Origin of the sequence: Mucilaginibacter gotjawali, assembly GCF_002355435.1 — a bacterium.
GTDB lineage: Bacteria > Bacteroidota > Bacteroidia > Sphingobacteriales > Sphingobacteriaceae > Mucilaginibacter > Mucilaginibacter gotjawali.
Map to the genome: position 1 here is coordinate 269,474 of NZ_AP017313.1, position 24,465 is coordinate 293,938.

17 protein-coding genes are annotated in these 24,465 nt (G+C 44.1%); 8 read left to right on the forward strand and 9 right to left on the reverse strand.

Annotation, left to right across the window (positions count from 1 at the left end):
• Positions 1 to 186: 186 nt before the first annotated feature.
• Complete coding sequence (locus MgSA37_RS01350) at positions 187 to 789, reverse strand: GIN domain-containing protein (RefSeq protein ID WP_096349484.1); 603 nt, start codon at positions 787 to 789, stop codon at positions 187 to 189.
• A 374-nt stretch (positions 790 to 1,163) separates the two neighbouring features.
• A complete protein-coding gene (locus MgSA37_RS01355; protein ID WP_096349485.1) occupies positions 1,164 to 2,696 on the reverse strand; it encodes a serine hydrolase in 1,533 nt (510 codons plus the stop codon).
• A gap of 219 nt (positions 2,697 to 2,915) precedes the next feature.
• Here MgSA37_RS01355 and MgSA37_RS01360 point away from each other — a divergent pair, with 219 nt between their 5' ends.
• Positions 2,916 to 5,096 (forward strand): S9 family peptidase, encoded by a 2,181-nt coding sequence (locus MgSA37_RS01360; protein WP_096349486.1) that lies wholly within the window; start codon positions 2,916 to 2,918, stop codon positions 5,094 to 5,096.
• A gap of 224 nt (positions 5,097 to 5,320) precedes the next feature.
• On the opposite strand, the gene MgSA37_RS01365 is transcribed toward MgSA37_RS01360, so the two are convergent.
• A complete protein-coding gene (locus MgSA37_RS01365) occupies positions 5,321 to 5,746 on the reverse strand; it encodes a single-stranded DNA-binding protein (protein WP_096349487.1) in 426 nt (141 codons plus the stop codon).
• Between the two features lie 23 nt (positions 5,747 to 5,769).
• Positions 5,770 to 6,816: an A/G-specific adenine glycosylase gene (gene mutY, locus MgSA37_RS01370; RefSeq protein WP_096349488.1), complete on the reverse strand. Its 1,047-nt coding sequence runs from the start codon at positions 6,814 to 6,816 to the stop codon at positions 5,770 to 5,772.
• Positions 6,817 to 6,990: 174 nt separating this feature from the next.
• Here mutY and MgSA37_RS01375 point away from each other — a divergent pair, with 174 nt between their 5' ends.
• From MgSA37_RS01375 to radA, 6 genes are all read left to right on the forward strand, one after another.
• Entirely contained in the window at positions 6,991 to 7,284 is a 294-nt protein-coding gene (locus MgSA37_RS01375; protein ID WP_096349489.1) for an HU family DNA-binding protein, read from the forward strand.
• Between the two features lie 10 nt (positions 7,285 to 7,294).
• Positions 7,295 to 8,167: a tetratricopeptide repeat protein gene (locus tag MgSA37_RS01380; RefSeq protein WP_096349490.1), complete on the forward strand. Its 873-nt coding sequence runs from the start codon at positions 7,295 to 7,297 to the stop codon at positions 8,165 to 8,167.
• 217 nt (positions 8,168 to 8,384) lie between these two features.
• A complete protein-coding gene (locus MgSA37_RS01385) occupies positions 8,385 to 9,935 on the forward strand; it encodes an Rne/Rng family ribonuclease (protein ID WP_096349491.1) in 1,551 nt (516 codons plus the stop codon).
• Positions 9,936 to 9,944: 9 nt separating this feature from the next.
• Entirely contained in the window at positions 9,945 to 10,124 is a 180-nt protein-coding gene (locus MgSA37_RS28960; protein WP_157750373.1) for a hypothetical protein, read from the forward strand.
• Between the two features lie 16 nt (positions 10,125 to 10,140).
• A complete protein-coding gene (locus tag MgSA37_RS01390) occupies positions 10,141 to 10,611 on the forward strand; it encodes a hypothetical protein (protein WP_157750374.1) in 471 nt (156 codons plus the stop codon).
• 165 nt (positions 10,612 to 10,776) lie between these two features.
• Positions 10,777 to 12,246, forward strand: a complete 1,470-nt coding sequence (gene radA, locus MgSA37_RS01395; protein WP_096357185.1) for a DNA repair protein RadA — start codon at positions 10,777 to 10,779, stop codon at positions 12,244 to 12,246.
• 131 nt (positions 12,247 to 12,377) lie between these two features.
• On the opposite strand, the gene MgSA37_RS01400 is transcribed toward radA, so the two are convergent.
• From MgSA37_RS01400 to MgSA37_RS01420, 4 genes are all read right to left on the reverse strand, one after another.
• Positions 12,378 to 12,833 carry a nuclear transport factor 2 family protein gene (locus tag MgSA37_RS01400; protein WP_096349493.1) on the reverse strand — a complete coding sequence of 152 codons (456 nt, stop codon included), beginning with the start codon at positions 12,831 to 12,833 and terminating at the stop codon, positions 12,378 to 12,380.
• Between the two features lie 743 nt (positions 12,834 to 13,576).
• On the reverse strand, positions 13,577 to 15,004 hold the full coding sequence (gene dnaA / locus MgSA37_RS01410) for a chromosomal replication initiator protein DnaA (protein WP_096349495.1): 1,428 nt from the start codon (positions 15,002 to 15,004) through the stop codon (positions 13,577 to 13,579).
• Positions 15,005 to 15,391: 387 nt separating this feature from the next.
• Positions 15,392 to 16,939, reverse strand: coding sequence for an acyl-CoA mutase large subunit family protein (locus tag MgSA37_RS01415; RefSeq protein ID WP_096349496.1), 1,548 nt, complete (start codon positions 16,937 to 16,939; stop codon positions 15,392 to 15,394).
• Between the two features lie 100 nt (positions 16,940 to 17,039).
• A complete protein-coding gene (locus MgSA37_RS01420) occupies positions 17,040 to 17,570 on the reverse strand; it encodes a DUF7935 family protein (protein WP_096349497.1) in 531 nt (176 codons plus the stop codon).
• A 91-nt stretch (positions 17,571 to 17,661) separates the two neighbouring features.
• On the opposite strand from MgSA37_RS01420, the gene MgSA37_RS01425 reads away from it, so the two are divergent.
• Positions 17,662 to 18,015 (forward strand): HesB/IscA family protein, encoded by a 354-nt coding sequence (locus MgSA37_RS01425; RefSeq protein WP_096349498.1) that lies wholly within the window; start codon positions 17,662 to 17,664, stop codon positions 18,013 to 18,015.
• 94 nt (positions 18,016 to 18,109) lie between these two features.
• Here the strand turns inward: MgSA37_RS01425 and MgSA37_RS01430 are convergent, their stop codons facing one another.
• Positions 18,110 to 24,265 (reverse strand): cadherin-like beta sandwich domain-containing protein, encoded by a 6,156-nt coding sequence (locus MgSA37_RS01430; protein ID WP_172885279.1) that lies wholly within the window; start codon positions 24,263 to 24,265, stop codon positions 18,110 to 18,112.
• Between the last annotated feature and the right edge of the window lie 200 nt (positions 24,266 to 24,465).

Genomic DNA, 24,465 nt, shown 5'->3' on the forward strand with positions numbered 1-24,465 from the left:
ATTAACGGCTAAAATACAGGAAACTGACGGCAATGGGGAAATGATTTGTACTAATTAATAAAAGGTTAATATTAGCACATTCAGCATTTAATTTTTTAAATAGTTAGCAAAAAAAGATTGCGGACAAATAACAAAAATGCCCCTTCAAAATCAATTGAAAGGGCATTTTATTTTACAAGCTGTGTATTACAGGGCTGCAAATTCTGTTGGGTGCATATGAAATGGCCTGTGAGTCTTCACTGATGTTACTAAGTTTGAAACTTCCAGACCGGTAGTATTTAAAGCAGAAGCGTGCGTGTATTGAATGTTCCCGTTAGCGATTTTACCTGTTAGCAGGGCAGTTGTGCAATCATCTAAACTGATACTTGCTGAAAAAGTATCCATATCCAGTTTTGCGGAAGCGTTGTTGAATAATTTTACATCGAGGTCAATAGCAGAAAATTTACCGAATGATTTTACTTCGGCATTGTCATAGGCAGATAGTTTAGCCAGTTGGTTAGCGGTAACCCAAACCACCAGTTTTTCGGGGCTATAAGAGGTAATGCGCAATACGCCGTTCTCGTCCTGTACCAGTGCGTTTTCAGCATAGTAATTGTTGTAAACTTTTACCTGGTTAGTATTTCCTTCTGATAAGTAAACCTGCACATTGCCGTGCACTTCAATTTCGCTGATGTTGCTTACGCCTGATAATTGAGTCACTTGTTGTGTCCCGGTGGCGGCATAAGTGGTTTGGCTGATTCCAAATAGTGTTGAAACTGCAATTGCGATGGTTAAAATTAGTGTTTTCATTGTCTTAATATTTTTTGTGATGTGTGTGTTTGTTATTTTCAATGTCCAAAACAACAACCTTTTTCATCACCAAAAAAATAGAATAGACTACGGGTTTATACTCATAGACAAACCTATTGATAATAACCGATGAAAGGTTAATTGCCTGATTTTCTGTGGGATTTTAGAGATTAATCGACTGTGTTAGAGGTTTTGTCGGGGCTTAAGCCCGCTTCGTCGGTTGAGAATAATTTTGGGGGCGACCACAGGGGGCCGTCCCTACTAATTTATCTTTCTCAGGCGAACTTGCTTTTCGATCTCAAAAGCTTAATGGACTTGAAATCCGAAATCGAACATCCCCACCCGCGGCGGGCAAGCGAATTCCGAAATTATTCTTATCTCACCTTCCTGAACTCATAAGGGTCTCGCTCAACAAAATCGGCTACCTTCACCACCACGCCGGTTACTGCGCCGTTTTGCACGTGAAAGGGGAAGACCGATTTGCCTAAAGTAGGGTCGCTGAAGGTAACTGCAAAACGGTTACCGCCCAAGGGTTTTAAAAGCGCGTACATGCGGGTATGGTGCTCAAAACGCATCTCCAGGTTATTGCCTTCACCCTGCGTTACTTCCATAGTTCCATATAAGGCATTTATATACTTGCCGGTATAGGCAGTAACAGGCAATGCGGGTGGGCGATTCATGGCAATCGTGTCCCTTACCTTTTTATCAATGGCGTCCATTGTTTCCAGGTTAGCCTTAAAATTGCCCAGGTAGGTATCGCTGTAATTCCTGAACGGCATTTTAAAATAGGCATCCATTATTTCCCATCGCAGGGCTTCAAACAAATCGTTCTGGTCGGTATTGGTTAAAATAATGATCCCTAAATGCTCTTTTGGCACCAAAGTAACTGAAGACAGGTAGCCGTTAACCCCGCCATCGTGCATCACCAGGTGATGGCCGGCATAATCCTGTAAAAACCAGCCCAGGCCATAAAGTTCGTAGCTTTCCTCTCCATTGAGATGGCTGACACTGCCCACAATGTCCTGCGGCTCACGCGTGGCTTTAATAGCAGCCAGGGGGATCACCTGTCTTGCCCCAACCTTGCCGTCGTTAAGCAAAGCAAGCACCCATTTGCTCAAATCGTTAACGGAGGAGCTGATAGCGCCGGCCGGCGCCAGGGCATCGATCTGGCAAAAAGGGATAGGCGACAGGCGTCCGTCTATCAGCGTATGCGGTACCGTTCTGTCAAGCGATTTTGGCATGTCGGCACTAAGGGCTAAAGTATTGATCATGCCCAGCGGGGCAAAAATATTTTCTTTTAAAAAATCTTCCCAGGGTTTTCCTGTAACCACCGGAATGATCTGCCCGGCGGTTAAAAAAGCGGCGTTAGTATAACCCCATTTGGTACGGAAAGGATAAGCTGCTTTTTCTTCGCCCAGCTTTTGTACCACCTGCTCGCGCGTAAGGTTGGTATTGTAAAAAGTAAAATCGCCCTGGAAGGTTTGGAAGCCCAGGCGATGGCACAGCAGGTCTTTAATCGTCGCCATTTGGCCGGCCGCAGCGTCGTCCAGCTTAAATTGCGGCAGGTATTTGGTCACTTTATCATCCAACGAGAGTTTGTTTTGCGATTGCAGTATGGCCAGCGAGGTAGCAGTAAAAGCTTTTGTATTGCTGCCGATCATAAACAAGGTGTTGATATCAACTTTAGCTGCCTGGCCCAATTCTTTAATTCCATAGCCCTTCATCCAAACGATCTTGTTATCCTTTACAATGCAAACGGCCGCGCCCGGGATCCGCCAGTTGGTGAGCGCACGGTTGATGTAATAGTCGAGGCTATCTTTAATAAACTTACTCCTGTCCACCTTTTGCGCAAAGCAAAATGTTGTACAACAAAGAAAAATGATGATTATAGAGAGTGTTTTTTTCATATTATTATCGACACGAACTGCACGAATTAATGCGAATTTCGCCAATCGTAGTTTCTTTTTTTGTTGAAACCACAATACAGCATTTTCGGTAGATTAGCTACGATGCCACAATTCGTATAATTCGTATAAATTCGTGACATTCGTGATTTAATTAAAGTGCTAATTTAACGCAAAATTTAAAGTGTGATTACTTATTGAACAACATTAAACTAAAAATTGATGAATATTAAATTTTACCGGCTTGCGGGAACCGGCCTGCTATTTTTTCTACTGTTATTTTCAGGATCGGCACTAAAGGCCCAATTCAACAAAACACATTGGGCTACTGATGGTTACCAGTACTATTCGATGGAGGGCGACCAGCTGGTTGAACTGGACACCCGCGACAGCGCAAAGAAAACAGTATTGTTAACTAAAGAAATGCTTACCCCGGCCGGCAAGCCCGCACTGAGGGTTGAAAACTTTTATATCTCGGACGACGGGCAAAAGGTGCTGATCTTTACCAACAGCAAAAGGGTATGGCGTTACAATACCCGTGGCGATTACTGGGTATATGATCTTGCCGCCAAAACTTTAAAACAATTGGGCACCGCCCGGCCCGCATCGTCACTGATGTTTGCCAAACTATCTCCGGATGGTACAAAAGCTGCCTACGTGAGCGAACATAATGTGTTTGTGCAGGAACTGGGCAGCGGAAGTGAAAAGCAATTAACCACCGACGGCACCAAAAAGCTGATTAACGGCACTTTTGACTGGGTTTATGAAGAAGAGTTTGATTGCCGCGACGGTTTCCGCTGGTCGCCCGACAGCCGGGCAATAGCTTACTGGCAGATTGACGCCAGCAAGATTAAAAACTACGACATGTTGAACACTACGGACTCTATATACCCGTATGTAGTTCCGGTTGAATATCCCGTGGCCGGTGAGGATCCAAGCTCATGCAAAATTGGCGTTGTGGATGTAAGTACAGCCAAAACGACCTGGATAAATGTGCCGGGTGACCCTATTCAACATTATATCCCAAGGATGGAGTGGGCTAAAAATCCCAACCAGCTGATCCTGCAACAATTAAACCGCGCGCAAAACGATAGTAAACTGATCGTCGCCAACGTATCAAACGGCACTACTGCTGTAATTCACGACGAGCAGGCAAAAGCATGGATTGATGCAGGCGATGGCCGCGACCCGATTGGCTGGAACTGGCTGAGCAAAGGGACGAGTTTTTTATGGCTGAGTGAAAAAGACGGCTGGCGCCATATGTATAAAATAGATCTTGACGGTAAAGAGACGCTGATCACCAAAGGCAATTATGACGTGATCGATCTGACGCTGATTGATGATGCAGGCGGCTATATCTATTTTATGGCTTCGCCTGAAAATGCCACCCAGAAATATTTATACCGCATCAAAATAAAAGGCGGCAATGCTGAAAGGGTTACCCCTGCTGAACAGCCGGGAACGCATGAATACGAGATCTCGCCCAACGGCAGGATCGCCTTGCACTCCTTTTCCAACATTTATACCCCGCATACCAGCGAGGTGGTGAGCCTGCCCGATAACAAACATATTAGCGGTAAACTCATTCAACTGAACCAGGCCGCTAAAAACAAGCCGGAGTTTTTTAAAGTAAAAACTGTGGATGGTGTTGAAATGGACGGCTGGATGGTAAAACCAACCAATTTTGATCCTGCCAAAAAATACCCCGTTGTATTTTATGTTTACAGCGAACCTGCAGGAGCAACAGTTACCGATTCCTGGGGCAGCGGACGTAATTTCCTTTATACCGGCAACATGGCCGAGGATGGGTATATTTATATCTCATTGGATAACCGGGGAACCCCCGCACCAAAAGGCGCCGATTGGCGTAAATCCATCTACAAAAGCATCGGTTTGGTAAATATCGAGGACCAGGCCATGGGCGCCAAAGAGATCCTGAAATGGCCTTTTGTTGATTCGACCCGTGTTGCGGTTTGGGGCTGGAGTGGTGGCGGATCATGTACTTTGAACCTGATGTTTCAACACCCTGAAATTTATAAAACCGGTATCGCCATTGCCGCAGTGGGATGGCAGCTAACCTATGATAACATATACCAGGAACGTTATATGGGCGTGCCGATAGATGACGCAAGCCGCCAGGTATTTATAAAAGGGTCGCCAATTACCTATGCAAAAAACCTAAAAGGTAATTTGTTGTACATACATGGCACCGGGGATGATAACGTGCATTATAAAAATGCCGAAATGCTGATTAATGAACTGGTTAAATATAACCGGCAGTTTGAGCTGATGTCGTTCCCTAACCGCTCGCACGGCATATTTGAAGGGCCGGGGACTACTACCTACCTGCGCACCTTATATACAAAATACTTAAGAGAGCATTGTCCTCCGGGAGGAAGATAGGTTTTTTTAAATGACGAATATTGAACGCCCAATTTCGAATGATGAAATATCCTCCTTTATTTCATCATTCGAAATTCAATATTTTTAAGCGTATAAACTATCCTGTTTTAAATCAGTTCTCCTCATTCGCCGGCTAAAAAAGTCCTTTAGGGATAAAACAGGCCCGGTACAAAAAAACGCCAACCTTTTCGGGCCGGCGCTCATTCATAAATTGCAATATAAGGTTAATAGGACTGTTCATCAGGTAATGCGGAATTGGCGCCGAAGCTCTCTCCCGCCCTTGCAGACAGTTTTCCATGGTTGGTTCCGGTTTCAAAATCAGTTTTACGCCCCAGCAGGGTAAAATTCTCAGCCACCACTTCTGTGGTGTATTTTTTTATGCCTTCTTTATCTTCAAATGACCGCGTGCGCAGGCGGCCTTCTATATAAACCAGTTTCCCTTTTTGAAGAAATTTGGCAGCCACGTCCGCCAGGCCACGCCACATTACAATATTGTGCCATTCGGTTTGCTCAACCTTCCGGCCCTCTTTATTAAAAATTTCAGAGGTAGCCAGCGGGAAACTTACTACAGATACGCCGCCATCTAACTGACGCGCTTCAGGGTCTTTGCCCAAATGGCCTACTAAAATTACTTTGTTAACACCAGACATATTTTAAAGCAACAAAAATTATTTTATAAATTAAAAATATTTTTTAAAAATATAAAAATAACTTTTGGTAATGCTAATTTTTTCAAATTATTCCTGTCAGTGATAAACCATTGTTCTTTTAATTCAATATGGTGATGCTGTAATTTAATAAATCGAACAAAAAGCCGCTGGTGGGTAAGCACATGTTTTATAACCGGGAAGATTTCATCGATCTTAATGTCATCCCCAAATAGTGCTTTTAGTTGGGGCAATGCCAGTAACCCGTCGGGCGGGAGCAGTGTATCAGTCTCAATCAAGGGAAGGTCATACATATTGGCCCAGATATCTTTGTCGCCGCGCCTGTTCATCACAAGGGTATGCTCATCGGCCACCAAAAAGTAGTTGAAGTACCGCTCGCGGATCTTGATTTTATTTAGTTTAACAGGCAACAAATTAACCGCATTGTTGGCGAAAGCATAACAACCTTCGCTGACCGGGCAAATGTTGCAGGCCGGGTTTTTGGGTCTGCAAAGCATGGCGCCAAACTCCATCATTGCCTGGTTATGAATACCCGGGCGATGCTTATCAAGCAGCTCATTGGCTGCCGACTGGAATATTTTTATACCCTTTGGACTGTTTATCGGCTCATTGATGCCAAAATATCTTGCTAAAACTCTATAGACATTGCCGTCGACAACCGCTTTTGGCTCATTTGCTGCAAAAGAGGAGATAGCCGAGGCTGTATATTCGCCTATTCCTTTCAGTTTTATCAGCTGGTCATACGCTTCAGGGAAAATGCCGCCGTAGTCGGCCTGTACCATCCTGGCTGTTTTCAACATATTGCGCCCACGTGAATAATAACCCAGGCCCTGCCATAATTTTAAGATGTCATCTTCACTGGCTGCGGCGAAACTGCTTACATCCGGATATTTTTCAAGGAAAGAGTAAAAATATGGAAGTCCCTGTTCAACACGCGTTTGCTGCAGGATTATTTCTGACAGCCAGATCACATAAGCGTCATGGGTATCGCGCCATGGGAGCTGGCGTTTATTGCTTTGGTACCATTGCACCAGGTCGTCACTAAAACTCATTCAGTGCAAATTAACAATGAAAAGGCGTATTTAACGTTTAAATGTTCGTGTTTATACCCCATTTGGCATTGTAATAAAAAAATATGTTAATTATTTCAATCTTACGGAATAAAGAGATACTTTTGCAACCCCAAATCAGTTAAGTAATTATAAAAAAATAAAAGAAAATCAGATATGACTAAGGCAGAAATTATAACTGAGATCTCATCCAAAACAGGGATCGAGAAGGTTGATGTTCAGGAAACGGTTGAGGCGTTTTTTAAAGTAGTTAAAAATTCAATGGTTGGCGGCGAAAACGTTTATGTAAGAGGGTTCGGAAGTTTTGTTGTAAAGAAAAGAGCTAAAAAGACTGCGCGTAATATTTCAAAAAACACTGCAATAATTATCCCTGAGCACTTTGTGCCTAGTTTTAAACCTGCCAAAACCTTTGTTGACAAAGTAAGGACAGGTAACAAAGTAAGCAAATAATTTATAGGTAATGTACAGGAAGCAAATAGTTGTAATCGTAATCGTTGTGATTATTACCGGCTATTTGTACACTTTACCGGTAAAGGGGCTGATAAAGCCGGAACAGGCAGACGGGCATACCACCGCGGCTGCTTCACAAAAGCGACCGGTTGCTGATTTAACCGTTGAAATGGTTTCGGCTGCATCCAAAGCAATTGTTGGGCAAGCCCTGGCAACACAAATAAGCGCTACCGAAGCTCAGTTAAAAAACGCAGGCGGCGGTTCGCAAAAATTGGCATTGCAAAAACAACTTGCCAAACAATGGGACGATGTGAACCAGGCGGCGCCCGCGGCATTTTATTACCAGGCAGTTGCCCGGGAAGAAAATACTTTTGAAAGCTGGTCCAAAGCGGGAAGCCGCTTTAATGACGCTTACAGCGCTGTGCAGGACACCGTACAGCAACCCGCGTTGATAAACAATGCAATAGAGTGCTATACAAACGCGCTTAAACTGCAGCCGGCTAACCTGGATGCCAAAACGGGACTTGGAGTTGCCTATGTAAACGGGTTTAGTTTGGGGATCGGCCAGGATGGCGGCGGCCCTCCAAAAGGAGTAATGCTGTTGCTGGAGGTTGTGCAACAGGACCCGAAAAACATTAATGCAAATTTAAACCTGGGTAAGTTCGCGGTAACTTCGCACCAATATGAAAAAGCGGTGGAAAGGTTTAAAACCGTAATTGCCCAAAAGGCGATGCCGGATGCATATTTTTACCTTGCTGAAAGTTATAAACAGCTGGGCATGAAAAAAGAAGCAATTGATGCTTATCAAAAATGCAGGGCCATTGTAACAGATGCCGCCTTTGATAAGCAGATTGATGAGTACATTAAGGAATTAAAGAATTAGTAACATTTAAAAAAATAAAATTATGCCGAGCGGTAAAAAACGTAAAAGACACAAAATGGCTACCCACAAACGTAAAAAACGTTTGAGAAAGAACAGACATAAAAAGAAATAAGCTGTTACCCCAGGCTTATATCCCTGTTTTAACACGGGTGATTTTGTTTTTTACCCACTTATTAACACGCGGTTATTATAACTGCTTTAAGAAATGGAGTAGCAGTTGATAAAGGAATTAATTATCGATTCATCCCCAGGAGGGACTACTATTGCATTATTACAGGACAAGCAGCTTGTAGAGCTTCACAAAGAGCAAATCAGCAACAATTATACTGTTGGTGATATTTATCTCGGTCGTATCAAAAAGATCATGCCGGGTTTAAATGCAGCTTTTGTTGATGTAGGCTACGAGAAGGATGCCTTTTTGCACTATCTTGACCTTGGCCCGCAGGTACAAAGCCTGTTAAAGCTAACCAAGCAAGTTCGCAGCGGAGGGTATCAGTCAAAGCTATTGGATAATTTTAAGTCCGATCCCGATATCAACAAAGGGGGAAAGATTTCTGAGTTGTTATCCAAAAACCAGCTTATCCCTGTACAAATTGCAAAAGAGCCAATTTCAACCAAAGGTCCTCGTTTAAGTTCGGATATATCAATAGCCGGGCGTTACGTGGTTTTGGTTCCTTTTTCGGAAGTTACTTCAATCTCAAAAAAGATAAAAAGTAATACCGAACGCAACCGCCTGCGCAAGATTGTGGAGAGTATAAAGCCCAAACACTTTGGGGTAATTATACGCACCGTATCTGAAGGTAAAGGCGTTGCTGAACTGCAAAAGGATTTGCTCGACCTGATCGCCAAATGGGAATCATTCATTACCCGTTTGCCGGCTGTTGAGCCCGCAAAAAAGGTTTTGGGCGAAATTGACCGTACGTCGACCTTGTTAAGGGATATCCTGAATCCTGATTTTCAGCACATCTATATCAACGATACCAGCCTCCACGAGGAAATCCGGTCGTATATTCATGAAATTTCGCCCGAGATGGAAAATATCGTGAAACTGCATAAAAACAGCGTTCCGATATTTGAACATTACGGTATTGATAAGCAGATAAAATCAGCCTTCGGGAAAACCGTAAACCTCGCCGGCGGCGCCTACCTGGTAATTGAGCATACAGAAGCCCTGCACGTAATTGACGTGAACAGTGGTAACCGTACAGCCAGTAAAGAAAACCAGGAGGAAAACGCTTTCCAGGTAAACAAGGAAGCTGCAAAAGAAATAGCCCGGCAGTTACGCCTGCGCGATATGGGCGGTATTGTGGTGATCGACTTTATCGATATGCACAAGCCAAACAACCGTAAGGATCTGTTTGATTATTTGCGGGGCGAAATGGCCCACGACAGGGCCAAGCATACCATTTTGCCGCCAAGCAAATTCGGGCTGGTACAAATTACCCGGCAGCGTGTAAGGCCCGAAATGAATATTGTGACCAGCGAAGTATGCCCGGCCTGTAACGGTACCGGCACTATCCGCCCCACCATATTATTGCTGGACGATATTGAAAATAACTTCAATTACATCCTGGTTGAGCAAAACGAAAAAAAGATCACCCTTTGTGTTCATCCTTATATTGAGGCCTACATTAAGAAAGGCTTTTTTAACCGCCAGTGGAAATGGTATTTTAAATACAGCCAGTGGATAAAGGTGAAGAGCAACCCGGCCTACCAGATCACTGAGTTCCATTTTTTCTCAGCGAAAGACGAAGAAATTAAGCTATAATTTGCGGATATGCAGATTACAGATGTGCAGATGTTTTTAGGAGCATCTGCATTTTTTGTTTTAGGCAGGTGTCCCCAAAAAAATGTACCTTGTTTTGATAAAATAAAACAACTACATGAAATACCTGATACCTTTATTTTGCACTTTGCTATTGCTGTCTTGCAAAAAGAGGCTGCAGAAAAGCAATGAGATAACGAAAATTGAGTTGTCACGAAGCGGAGCATGGTCTGACTATGGCGCGACAATTATTATCGATAGCACATTAAATTATAGATACTTTGATGAAAACAAAAAACAGGGTTATACAGGAAGAATTGATGAAAAATTCTTTGATACTTTAAATAGAAAATTCGAGTCGATCAAGTTTAAAACGATGCCGACTTGGGGCTATCACGGCTGCAAGGATTGTGAGGTATTTGAGTTGATAGTCCACTGGAGGGACAAAAAAAGGCGAATAATAAAGGATTGGCCTATTGAAGTGGATTCCACGTTAAAAGTTTTACTTTGGCTAAATGATAGTTACAAGTATGTAAAGTTAGCGCCTACTAACACAGTTTTCCAATTCGAAACGAGTTTTCCTAAAGAGAGTACAAAAGCTCCTGCTTATTCGGTAGCGTTCCCTCCGCCAATAACAAAGCCATCTAAAAAACTTCAACATAAAATATTGACGCAATAGATATTACTAAATATATTAGTATTTAATTGTTTCTTGTCAGATAAAATACGCATATTTGTTTTGGTTAATAGCTTATTGCAATGAGCACATTTGAAATTTGTACAACTGCGTATCTCTCATTTGGACATTGGAATATTTGAACATAAAAAACCGCACACCAACAAATTGGCTAAAACAAGATTCGCATATTTCTGTCAGAGCTGTGGGCATGAGTCAGCTAAGTGGCTGGGCAAATGTCCTTCGTGCAGCCAGTGGAACACTTTTGTGGAAGAAGTGATCGAGAAGGATAATAAGTCCATCCCGAACTGGAAAACGGCATCTACCACGCTGCAAAGGGCCAATAAGCCTGTAAAGGTGGCGGATATTACTTTTAAGGAAGAACATCGCCTCCTGACGCCTGATAATGAGTTTAACAGGGTTTTAGGCGGCGGGATTGTAGCCGGATCGCTGGTATTGATCGGCGGGGAACCGGGAATAGGAAAATCAACACTGATGCTGCAGCTGGCGTTGAATATGCCGGGGATAAAAGTACTGTATGTTTCGGGCGAAGAAAGCGAGCACCAGATAAAGATGCGGGCGGAACGATTGGAAGGAGTCTCGAGTCTTAAGTCTCAAGTCGAAAGTCTGAATGTCCGGTCTAAATCCGAAATCGAACATCCGAAATCCGAAATCGGAGGTTGTTTTATCCTCACAGAAACATCAACCCAAAACATTTTTAAACAAATTGAAGAGCTGGAGCCGGATCTTGTAGTGATCGATTCGATCCAAACCCTGCATTCGGCGCATATTGAATCAACGCCGGGAAGTGTTTCGCAGGTGAGAGAATGCACTGCCGAATTATTGCGTTTTGCGAAGGAAAGCTCGACCCCGGTATTCTTGATCGGCCATATCACCAAGGACGGGATGATAGCCGGCCCGAAGATTTTGGAGCATATGGTAGATACCGTGTTACAATTTGAAGGCGATCGTCATCATGTGTACCGGATCTTGCGTACCGTAAAAAACCGTTTCGGTTCGGCATCTGAATTAGGTATCTATGAAATGCTTGGCGAGGGTTTGAGGGAAGTCTCCAACCCATCAGAAATATTATTATCACAGCGGGATGAACCATTGAGTGGCATCACCATCTCCACCACGCTCGAAGGCATGCGGCCGATGATGATCGAGACACAGGCATTGGTAAGCCCGTCGCCCTACGGTACGCCGCAACGAACTGCCACGGGTTTTGATACCCGGCGGATGAGCATGTTGCTGGCCGTGCTGGAAAAACGTTGCGGGTTTAACCTGGGTGCAAAAGATGTTTTTTTAAATATTACGGGCGGTATCCGCGTGGAGGACCCGGCAATTGACCTGGGCCTAGCGGCTGCCATTATCTCCTCGCACCAGGATATCCCCATCCCTTTTAAAACCTGCTTTGCAGGCGAAATCGGCTTATCTGGTGAGATCCGGGCGGTTAACCGGGTGGAGCAGCGTATTGCTGAAGCGCAAAAACTGGGCTTCGAGCAAATTTTTATTTCAAAATATAATCTTCCTTCAGGTGGGCATGATAAAAAAGGGATTGATTTGTCCCGCTATAAAATTGATATAAAAGTTGTAAGTCGGATTGAGGAGGTTTTTGAGATATTGTTTGGGTAAACTAAATCGACCAATACAATACCCTGCGCCATGCTTGGTGTCCCTTGTGAACCCTTTGTGCTCCTAGTGGTTTATTTTATAACCACAATGGACACTAAGGATTCACTAAAATCACAAAGTTTTAATAACCTTCACGGAGTACAATTTTCCTTCCTCCTTGTATCCACAATATAAATAATCTTCCAGCCATCAGCTGTTCTTATCAGCTGAAAAACATCGACGCCGCAATGGCTGAATTGAGCGCCCAGGTAAAACCTGTAGGGCGCCCAAACACTGGCCAGGTCGCCGTCAATTTTTATCCCGTCAAATACGATGCGTTCATCATAAACGGCCGCATGCGGGGTCCCTATTGCTTTTACAAAGCCATCGGCGTTTTCGGTTGACAGGACGGCTTTTCCATTTTTATCATTGGAGACACTTTGCAGGATCATCTCTTTCGAGAAAACCGATCTTAATAAGGTGCTGTCGCCTTTGCGCATCGCATCGAACATTGTATTGATGGTTTGTTTTACGGCGAGAGTGTCGGTTTTCTGGGCGAACAGGTTATTTGATATGATCAATAAACCGATGATGAGTATCTTTTTCATTTAAATAAGATTTTATACAATTAATTGGGGCCAGATGTTTAATTCTATACTTTCCCCCAATATCTGATTATATCTATAGTTGTTGACAATATAAAGAGGATTCCCACTACCCATATTGAAATTTTGGTGAGCTTTTTTAGTGGGATTGAAAAATCTGATCTTAATTTTTGCTGTTGATCAGCATCATGTATGGTTTTAATCTTATTGGCGACAAATATATTGTTTATGAAGTAGAAAGTAATAAATGCATGTATTAAGAACAGAAATATTATCAACGTACTCCCTGTAAGATCTGCTTTCCTCATGGGGCCGGTATTATATTTAGGATTGTGAAAAGTTAGATGAAGAAATGTAAAATAGCCAACATATACCAAGTAAATTGTCATAAATACCGCTGGAATTATAGCATTCAGCTTAAATATCGTCGACTTGATTCCGGATATAGAATTAAACCCGAGTACCAAATAAGTTTGATATAAAATCGCCATAGATATGCTAACCAAAAATAAAAAATTTGCCATTGCTGCAATTGTTTGGTGCCCATATAATGACGCGTAAGGAAGTCCGATTAATAGAAAACCTATCGAAAAAGGTAGAAATAGTAATATGGTTTGCCAGAAATTTAATTTGATACTCATTGGTGTGGGTTAGCGTATTACTAATGTAGGCTTTTACATTTTAATAGTCACAAAAAAGCCCTGCAAAAAATTACAGGGCTCTCATTGTATTCTTTATAAGATCAGTTAAGACATTTTTAGTTTCTTCTGAATATCGGCTACATAGCCTTTAAATTTTTTATCGGTATCAATTAAATCCTCAACGGTCTGGCAGGCATAGATTACGGTGGAGTGGTCGCGGCCGCCGAAGAAATGGCCGATAGATTTAAGCGAACTTTTGGTATGTGCTTTAGCAAGATACATAGATATTTGTCTTGCCTGTACAATTTCGCGTTTGCGGGTTTGTGATTTTACCATTTCTATCGGCACCTCAAAATACTCGCAAACCAGATTCTGAATATATTCCATGGAGATCTCTTTGGATGAGTTCTTCACAAAATTCTTCAGCATTTGCTTGGCCAGCGCCAGGTCAATCTCCTTACGGTTCAGTGTTGATTGGGCCAGTAGGGATACCATTGCACCTTCCAGCTCACGAACGTTATTGTCGATATTATGGGCAACGTATTCAATTACATCATTTGATAATTCGATGCCGTCCTGGTAGGTTTTGTTTTTAAGGATGGCCATACGGGTTTCCAAATCCGGGACCTGAAGGTCAGCTGAAAGCCCCCATTTAAACCTGGATAACAGGCGCTCTTCCAAACCTGCCAGGTCTTTCGGCGCTTTATCCGAAGTAATGATCACCTGTTTGCCTGATTGGTGCAGATGGTTGAAAATATGGAAGAAGAAATCCTGTGTTTTTTCTTTGCCGGCAAAATTGTGCACATCATCCATAATAAGCACATCAATGGCCTGGTAAAAATTCACAAAATCATTAATGTTATTATGTTTTAAAGCGTCAACAAACTGCTGGGTAAATTTCTCGCACGAAACATACAGCACCAGCTTATCCGGAAGGGTTTGTTTGATCTCGTTACCGATGGCCTGCGCCAGGTGAGTTTTGCCCAATCCAACACCACCATATATCATCAAAGGGTTAAAGGAAGTGCCACCCGGTTTTGCCGCCACCGCGTAACCTGCCGAACGGGCCAAACGGTTGCAATCGCCTTCAACAAAATTGTTGAAAGTATAGTTGCGGTTTAACTGCGGATCGACATTAAGTTTCTTTAAACCCGGTATTACAAACGGGTTTTTGATGTCCTTATTTATTGAAATGGGTATTGGCATTGATTGATTTTTTGCTTCGGCACCGTTACCGTTTGATGGTAGATTTGTGGTATAGGGCTTACTTGATGATGACTGTTCAACAACTATGTTATACTCCAAACGTCCGTCATCACCTAATTGTTTTTTTATTGTTTTTCGCAGCAAGCCTACGTAGTGCTCTTCAAGCCATTCGTAAAAAAATAAACTTGGCACTTGAATGGTTAAAACACTCCCTTCCATTCTTAAAGCTTTTATCGGCTCAAACCAGGTCTTAAAACTCTGGGCCGGTATGTTATCTTTAATGATTTGAAGGCAGCTATTCCAAACATTAGTACAAGTTTTTTCCATATAAATTTCATTAAAATATTGATTTCCAACCTACCAGCGAACTATCTTTTGGCCTGTTTCGGAACATCGAATATTCTAAAAAAAAGCGGATAAAAAAATTATATTTTCACTTTTTGTTGAAATATATTTCAGCCATATTTCATTTTATATAGTGTTTGTTTGACATAAAATATTTATATTTTGCGCAAGGGAATTGCACGAAAATCAGCGGTGTAAGCCATAAAAATTAAACTGAATTTTTATGATCCCTGCTATAAAAATCTGAATTTAAATACTAGTTGCTGGCTGTTTATATTGCACTGCTCAAGGTATTTAGGTGATTTTTAAACAATCCCGGGTAGTCGGGGCAATCATAAAGCATTGAAAAAAGAATGATGGCACGTGTTTTTAATACTCGCCGAACACTGCCCGCAGTGTATCGGCAATTTCACCTAAAGTGGCATACGCTTCTACCGCGTTTAGGATAAAAGGCATCAAATTGCCATCGCCCCTCGCTTCTTTTTCAAGTTGTGCAAGATATTTTTCCACATTATTATTATTCCTGGCTTGTTTAACCTGGTTGATCTTTTCTGTCTGCATTTTGCGGATAGCGTCATCAACACGGAACACGTTTACAGAAGGTTTTTCGGGCTCAGTAAACCGGTTAACACCAACTAATATCTTTTCGCCATTCTCAATCTCGGTTTGGTACTCATACGCCGACCGTGCGATCTCCTGCTGCATATAATCCTGTTCAATAGCTTTTACCGAACCACCCATCGCATCTATCTTTTCTATATAAACCAATGCAGCTTTTTCTATCTCGTCAGTTAGCGCTTCCATAAAATAGGAGCCGGCCATCGGGTCTACCGTATCGGTCACCCCGCTCTCAAACGCAATGATCTGCTGGGTGCGTAAAGCAATTTTGGCTGCTGCTTCGGTAGGTAAAGAGATCGCTTCATCGTACCCATTGGTGTGCAATGATTGTGTACCGCCCAGTACTGCCGCCATTGCCTGTGTACTCACCCGGATGATGTTATTCATGGGTTGTTGTGCGGTTAGCGTTGAGCCGCCTGTTTGCGTATGGAAGCGCAATTTTTGGGCGTCAGCCTCGGTTGCTCCCAGCTCTTTGGTGATATGTGCCCACATCCTCCGGGCGGCCCTGAATTTGGCAATCTCCTCGAAAAAGTTATTGTGGCAGTTAAAAAAGAAGGATACCCTTTTTGCAAAAACGTTGATGTCGAGCCCCTTTTGCAGAGCGGCCTTTAAATACGCTTTGCCGTTTGCCAGGGTAAAGGCAAGTTCCTGCACGGCGGTCGAGCCGGCTTCGCGGATATGATACCCCGATATGGAGATAGTGTTCCATTTGGGTACTTCAGTACTGCAATATTCAAAAACATCGGTGATCAGCCGCATGGAAGCGGCAGGCGGGTATATATAGGTACCGCGCGCGGCGTACTCCTTTAATATATCGTTTTGTATGGTGCCGGATAATTGTTTCAGATCGGCCCCCTGTTTTTTTGCCAGGGCGATGTACATCGCCAATAAAATAGGAGCGGTGGCATTAATGGTCATCGAGGTGGAAATATTTTTCAGTTCGATGCCGTCGAACAAGATTTCGATATCTTTTAATGAGTCAATAGCCACCCCAACTTTTCCTACTTCCCCCTCCGCCAGCTCATGGTCCGAATCATAGCCAATTTGTGTAGGAAGATCAAACGCAACGGAAAGCCCCATGGTGCCCTGGCTTAACAGGTAATGGTAACGTTTATTGGATTCTTCGGCGGTTGAAAAGCCGGCGTACTGGCGCATTGTCCAGGGTTTCCCACGGTACATATCCTTCCGGATCCCCCGGGTAAACGGAAATTCGCCCGGAAGTTCATTCATGCCCGAAGGCTCAGTATAAACCTCTTTTATTTCGATACCAGATGTGGTCGTATGTTTTTTTCCGGGCATGTTTTTTAATTTGAAAATTTGAAAATGTGTTAATTTGAAAATGAACCGGAGATTTAGGAACTATGAAAGTTTTTAATTTTCAAATCAACTCATTTTCAAATTAAAATAGCTCCTCCAGGTCTTTACGCATCATGCTGGTGCCGATGTCGTATGGGTTATTTTCTACCTGGCTCAAAAATCCCAGTATTGCTTTACTCAGCTCCAGTCCGGTTGCGGTTTCGGGCAATGATTTTACGGCATTGCCTACCATGGCCAGGGTATCATCCTTCAGGTTTTTCACTACTCCCCAGGCGCGGCTGCTTACATAAATTTGCTGGGTGATATTGTGCTGGTACTCGCTGCGGATATCCTCCATTATTAAACTGTGTAATTCATGGGCGCTGTAAGCCGTGGCATTCAACCTGATCAGCATATTGGCAGGATTGATGCGTTCAATAAATAAAACCAGGCGCTCATAAGCCTGCAGGCGCAAAGGCAGCGTCTGGCTGCTCATTGATTTCCTGAACTCCAGTAATTGTATTTTCTCATCTCTTTCAAGATAAGGCTTCACCAGGTAAAAGGCAATCCATACAACCCCAACGCCGGCGAAGGTATATTTTAAAATATCTAATAAAAATGGTAAAAGGTTCATACAGATGAATGTTAAATAGCGGTCATAAATAGTCCGGGTGCAACAAAAATCTGCAATTTACCTTATATTTGTGTACTTAAATAAAAATAAGATGAGTATTGCTGTTGAAACCGCGCCTGCACCGGTAACATTTACAGAAGGCGCCGTAAAGGAATTGTTTAAATTAAAGGACCAGCAGGAAATCGGCGAAGATTTCGGCCTGCGCGTTGGTGTTGAGGGTGGTGGCTGTTCAGGGATGAACTATATTTTAGGTTTTGACCATAAAAAAGACGGCGACCAGGAATTTATGATCGACGGCATCAAAGTTTATATGCACAAGGCCCATGGATTATACCTCGCCGGGATGCAGATCGACTTCCAGGACGGCCTGAATGCCCGCGGTTTTACTTTTAATAACCCCAATGCGGCCAGCACCTGCGGATGCGGTACCTCGTTCTCCGTATAGTCCGATAGCATCAGAATAAAAGAGCCGGGAACCAGGATTGAAGTGTTTATCTTCTCCTGGTTCCCGGCTCTTTTTGTTTATTTCTCTCGTTGGCTTAATATTTCAGTACTATAAAGCCCGTTTTATGTATGGTGGTACCGTTTGCCACATAATCCAGCGAATAAAAATAAGTGCCGGGCAGCTGCATTGCCCCCGTTTTGTTGCTGTGCCCGTCAAATACTTTATTGCTGTTATCGTACCCTTTAGCTTCAAAAACCAAAGCTCCGCTGCGGTTCATGATCTGCAGTTTATTATCCGGATAGCCGGTGATCCCATCTATCAGCAAAAAGTCATTGATACCGTCCCCATTGGGCGACAGGCCCTGGTGTACCAAAATTTCCTCCCCCATCATTTGCGGATGGGCTGTCGGATTACTTACACTAATAGGCTGGTAAACAGTATTTAAGGCATTTATAGCCCGGGTAACAACAACGGTGTACGTTTTTGTTATTACACCATCGCGGGCGGTTACCGTTGCCGTAATCACATTATCCCCTGGAGATAACACGATATTACCTGACGCTGTGCCTGTGGCTACTGTCGTTCCATTTATAGTTACAGTTGCCAATGGATCGGCCGTTGTGGGCTTTACCGTTATAAATGATACAGCGTAACCAACTACCGCTGTATAGCTTGTTGTCCCTCCCGCAAATGCAGGAGATAAACTGCCGCTGCTTAATTTCAGGATGGCGAGATTGGGGCTTGGCAGGCGGGTTAGCGTAATCGTGTAGTATTTTACAGTACCGTCCGGTGCTTTTACTGTCGTTGTGATAATATTGGGGCCTATACTTAAAGGCAAGTCTGGCGAAGCAGATCCCTGTGGTACGATCACCCCGTTTATCCTGATTGTGTCAGCAGGGTCTGCGGCGACCGCTGTTAAAGTTATGGATGCGGTTGCATTACCAACGGAGGACGTATAACCGGTTATTGCCTGCGTAAATACTGGCGACAAGTGCCCTGTGTTTAAGCTCAACGCAGTGAGATTTACATTTGGTGCTCGCGTTACCCTGATTACGTAGCTACGGGTAGAAATACCGTCCTGGGCAGTTACCAATGTAGTGATGGTATTGATACCCACAGCTAGTGGGATTGGTGCTGAAGCCGTGCCGGTTGCAACTATCGATCCGTTTACACTCACAGTAGCTGTATTTACTGTTGTGGTCGGGATCACAGAGATACTGGTTATTGCGTTACTTACTGAGGCTGTATAATCCTTATAGTCAGGCCCGGCATCAACTGTTAATGCGGTTGCAGGACTTAATTTCACAGAACTTAAATTGGCGTTATTTGAAGCTGCACGGGTGACCAGGATTACATAGGTATGGGTAGATATCCCATTTTCAGCGGTTACCACCGTGGTAATGGTATTAACGCCAACATTTAAAGCTATCGGTGCGGATAATACACCCGATGAAACAGCCGCTCCATTCACTGTTATAGTGGAAGTTGCGACAGAAGTAGTAGGAATTACCTGGATGCTGGAAGTGTTGTTATTAACCGATGCTGTATAATCCTTATAGTCAGCACCTGCTACTGTCGTTAAAACAGTGCCGGGGCTTAACCGGATCGCACTTAAATTATCATTTGCAGATGCTGCGCGTTTTACGGTTACAGCATAACTATTGGTTGTTGTGCCGTCCTGGGCAGTTATGATTACTGTTATAAAGTTATCACCAACATTTAATGGCTGTGCAGCTGATGCAGCGCCCGAAGCTACTACAACCCCGCCAACTTTAATAACCGCATTGGAATTTCTGCTTACGGGTGTTATAGTAACTGCAGTAATTGCGTTACCTACGGATGCAGTGTAGCCGCCTGCGCCATTTGCGGTAAACGATCCTGAACTTATGGCAAGGCTTAAAAGACTTGCATCTGCTGACGGCAGGATAGTTAATGAACCGTTAACGTACCCTATGATATAATTGGCATCCAGGGCCCCGGAGGCAGTTATTGTGTAAATGCCCGCAGCTGACGACGATGAGGCGGTTGTGGTAATTGCCGGCTGCCTGCTTAAATTCTCTTGTGTATCACCATTTACAAAGCCCGTAATGGTGGCGGTCAATACCGGCACAGGTCCGCCATAATTCATCGTTTGATTATTTGCTGTTATGGTCAGCGCAGCCGGGCTTACGGTAAGCAATTGTGTTACATCAGACGCCGCCAAATGTTTTTCGTCGCCTTCCTGTGAGACGGTAATATTTGTTGTACCTGCACCTTTAATTTGGATAGTACCATCGTTTAAGACTTCAGCTACCGCGGTATTACCGCTGCTGTAAATTAATGCTGAATCGCCGTTGTTGCTTGTTGCGCCTGCAGTAAAGTCTCCATCGCCATAAGTTTTGGCGGCAAGCGACCCGAACGTTATGGTAGCCGGAGTTTTTGCCCGGTTTACCGTCAACGTATAGCTTTTGGTAGTTACGCCATCCTGTGCAGTTACGGTTGTCGTAATAACATTGGTACCTATATTAAGACTGATGTTGCCTGACGCAGCGCCCGACGCTACAGCCACATTGTTAACTGTTATTGTTGCGTTTGTGTCATCTGTTGTTGGTGTAAGTGTAATTCCGGTAATGTCGTTGGAAACATTTTGTGTGTAAGCGTTTGTATTTGGATCAAAGGCCTGGTCGAACGCGCCGGTACCGGTTACGAGGCTGCTCAGGGAAGCATCGGGTGATGCTGCCCTGGTTATGGTCAGGGTATAAAAATTTATGGTTGAGCCGTCCTGCGCGACTACTATCGTGGTGATGGTATTTACGCCCACATTTAATTCAATATTCCCTGAAGTTGTGCCCGAACCTACGGCGGCACCATTGATAGTTAATACGCTGGTATTAACGTCAGATGTTACCGGGGTTAGGCTGATCGTACTAACGGCGTAAGGTACGGTTTCCGTGTAGTTGATGGTCGTTGGTGAAAAAGCCTGGTCAAATGAACCTGTGCCGGGCGAAAGGCTGATAAGCGTCGCATCAGTTGAAGCTGCTTGTATTATATTTGTCGTATAAGTTTTAGTGGTAACTCCGTCTTGAGCTGTAACAGTAGTTGTAATCACATTACTGCCCGGGTTGAGGGGTATCGGATCTGATGTGGCGCCTGATTCGACGGTGGCACCGTTAACCTTTAAAACAGCTGATGGATCGGCAGCAGTTGCTGTTACAATAATGCTTGAGATCGTGCTGGCCACTGTATCTGAATAAGCGGTGGTCCCGCTTGTAAATACAGGGCTTAGCGAGCCGTTACTGTACACCAGGTTTGCAAGCGATGCATCGTTAATAATGTTAACCGTTGACGACGATCCACCTGAATCTGAGTTACCATTATCATCGTTGCCGGTTCCCGGTTGGATACTGATCGACAATTGTCCATTGCCCGAGATGCCACTCAGTGTAACGTTAAACGAAGTGCCGCTGCCTGTCACCGCTACTGACCCATAAGCCGCTGTTCCGCTGGTTGAAACGTTTATATTTCCGGGCGCTAAAGTCACACTCATGTTTTCTCCTGAATAAGTAACCGGGAAGCTAAGGGGCCCAACAGCCGTATTGCTTCCTGACGGTGTGCCGATAGTGAGCGTTGGCGCAGGGTAAGGTGAAATAGTTACTACATCAGATGATGTACCGGGAACGCCTGAAATAGCGGAAGGGTTAATGCCAGTTGTATTAGCCATCGTTAATGCCACAGTTCCGCTGGCTCCGCTATAGGTTACTGCAACGTAATAATAATATAGTTCGCCACCCTGCCCATCTGAATACGGACCATAGGGGCCATACACGCCTTGCGGCGATGCGCTTAAACTTCCGGTGGTTATTACCGAGAAATTACTTGTTTTCAATCCTGCTATATTTCCTTCAAAAGCTACCTCAAAATCCATGTCTCCAAAACCATTATTGCGGTTGGTGTTATCAACCGAAATTGACGCAAGGCTGGCGGCACGCGTTATCATGAGCGTGTAGTTTTTAGTAGTTACCCCATCTGGCGCCATTACTGTAGTTGTGATGGTGTTGCTGCCGACACTCAGGTTGATGGTGCCTGATGCTGATCCTGATAGTACAGCGTTCCTGTTGACAGTTATGATCGCATTAGGGTCAGTGCTGGTTGGTGTTAGCGTTATGGAGCCGGTACTGTAGGGCACCGTTTGGGTATAGGAAGTAGTCGCAGGGGAAAAATCCTGGTCAAGTACGCCACCACCTGATACCAGGCTCCTTAAAGTTGCAATGCTTGATGCAGCGCGAATTATAGTTACAATATAAGTACTCTTTGTAATCCCATCCGGCGCAGTCACCACAACGCTTAACGAATTTGTGCCTGTATGAAGCAAAATTGAACGGGATGATGTACCGGAAGTTACCGAAGTATCATTTACGGTAATTGTTGCGTTTGCATCGGTGGCCGTCGGTGTCACAGTGATATTGCCGGTGGCGTTTCCTACGCTTGCTGTATAGGTGGTAGTTCCTCCTGCTAATGCCGGGCTTAAAGTGCCGTCGCTGAGTGTAAGATTGGATAGGCTAACATCATAAACAACCGAAAGGTTAATGTTTGCTGTACCGCTGCCGTAATAATTATAGCCTTTAACGGTATAATTGGTGGCCGGGCTGATAGCCGCTGGTATACCACTAACACTACCGGTGGTGCTGTCGAAGTTCAAGCCTGCCGGTAAAGCAGGGCTGATATAATAACCACTAAAGGCTGATATTTTAGTAACCAGATTGGTGTTCCAATCAGCAATAAAAATATTATTAAGGGCATCTACAGCTGCGCCGCAGGTATTGCTGAAATTTTGGCCAATGGCAACCTGTGATCCGCCGGCAGCCGGCACGATATAGACATAGCCATTGAAACCCGTAATATATATTTTGCCGTTATTGCCCGCTGCTATATAAGATGGCCCTGTTATGGTTGCGATAGTGACCGGTGTGCCGCCTCCTGCTGGTATTTTTTTCACCGCGTTGTTGAGCGCGTCGCAGACATAAATATTGGCCGAAGCGTCGAGCGCTATACCCACGGGATTGTTAAATCCGCTTCCAAGGGTTAAAATGGTGCCGCCTGTGGTGATCTCTTTAATGGCGTTGTTCTGACTGTCGGCAACATAAACATTGCCTGCAGCGTCAACGGCTACTCCTTGCGGATGATTAAATCCTGAACCCAGCGCGCGCTTGTTGGTCCCGTCAGCTGCCATTTCCCAAACTGAATTGTCGTTATATCCGGCCACGTAAATATTGCCTGTTGCGTCAACAGCAACGCCACAAGGGTAATTGAAAGTTGAATTCAGTGTTATAATCGCGCCGCCTCCTGCTGGTATTTTTTTTATCGCATTGTTTCCTGCATCAGTTACATACACATTTCCGGTTGCATCAGCGGCGATACCATGAGGGTTAATAAAGCCCGACCCAATGGTATACTGGTAGTTTGCTCCCGGTGCGCCAACTGTACCTGCACTAATCGCCGGTGCCAGGTTTGCCCCGGCTTTATGCTGCGTATAGATCGCGGGGCTCGTATAACTGAATGCCGGCGGCGAATCTGCGCGTTTAACAATGACCGATGTAGTTAAAGTGCTCGAATTATCAGCGGAGGTTGATACGACAGTGATGGTGTTATCCCCTATATTTAAGGCGATCGTACCTGAAGCCGAACCTGTGTTCACCGTTGTTCCATTTACAGTAACGGTAGCAAGAGGATCATTAGCTGTAGGGGTGATGGTTATACCACCTGAAGCATAGCTAACGGAATCGGTATAGCTTGTTGTATTTATTGAAAAAGAAGGGCTGAGGGTACCCGAACTTACCACCAGGCCGGACAGCCTGGCATCAGCAGTTGTTGTAAAATTAATGGGGTTATTTGCTGCGGTAGTAACATTAAAAACCGGGGTACCTGAGGTTCCATTTGCTTCAAATACCATAACCCGGTAGATTGTATTGCCCGTTAAATTTGAAATATTGACTGAAGAACCGATGCCGGCATAAACACAATAAAAACCGGATGTTCCTATTTGAGTGCCAGAGTGAAAGTTGCTGTTTGCTGAATAACGGGTAGCCGAAGGGGCCGGATTTCCACTGGATGCCTGCGCAACAAATACTTCCCTGAACACACCATTTCCGTTAGTCCACCGTATCGTTGCTGTGGCAGCGGTCAGGTTGCTGATTTTGACGCTATCGGCCTGCACCGTTGGCGCGGGGGCCGGTATACCCGCCCTGGCCTGGCCAGCAAAGACAGCTGCCATTAAAAAAATAACAAAAAAACCTTTAAGTGTTATGCTCTTTAATCGGGCATTAATTGTAGCAATCATATGTGTAAGTTTAAATTCATAATAAGTGTCGGTAATTTGTATCCATCAATATTTGGCGTTCCGCAGGTACCCTGGTGGTAATGCCCACTAAAATTCAGATATGCTGTTTGTGATGAAGTTTTTGCACCATAGGC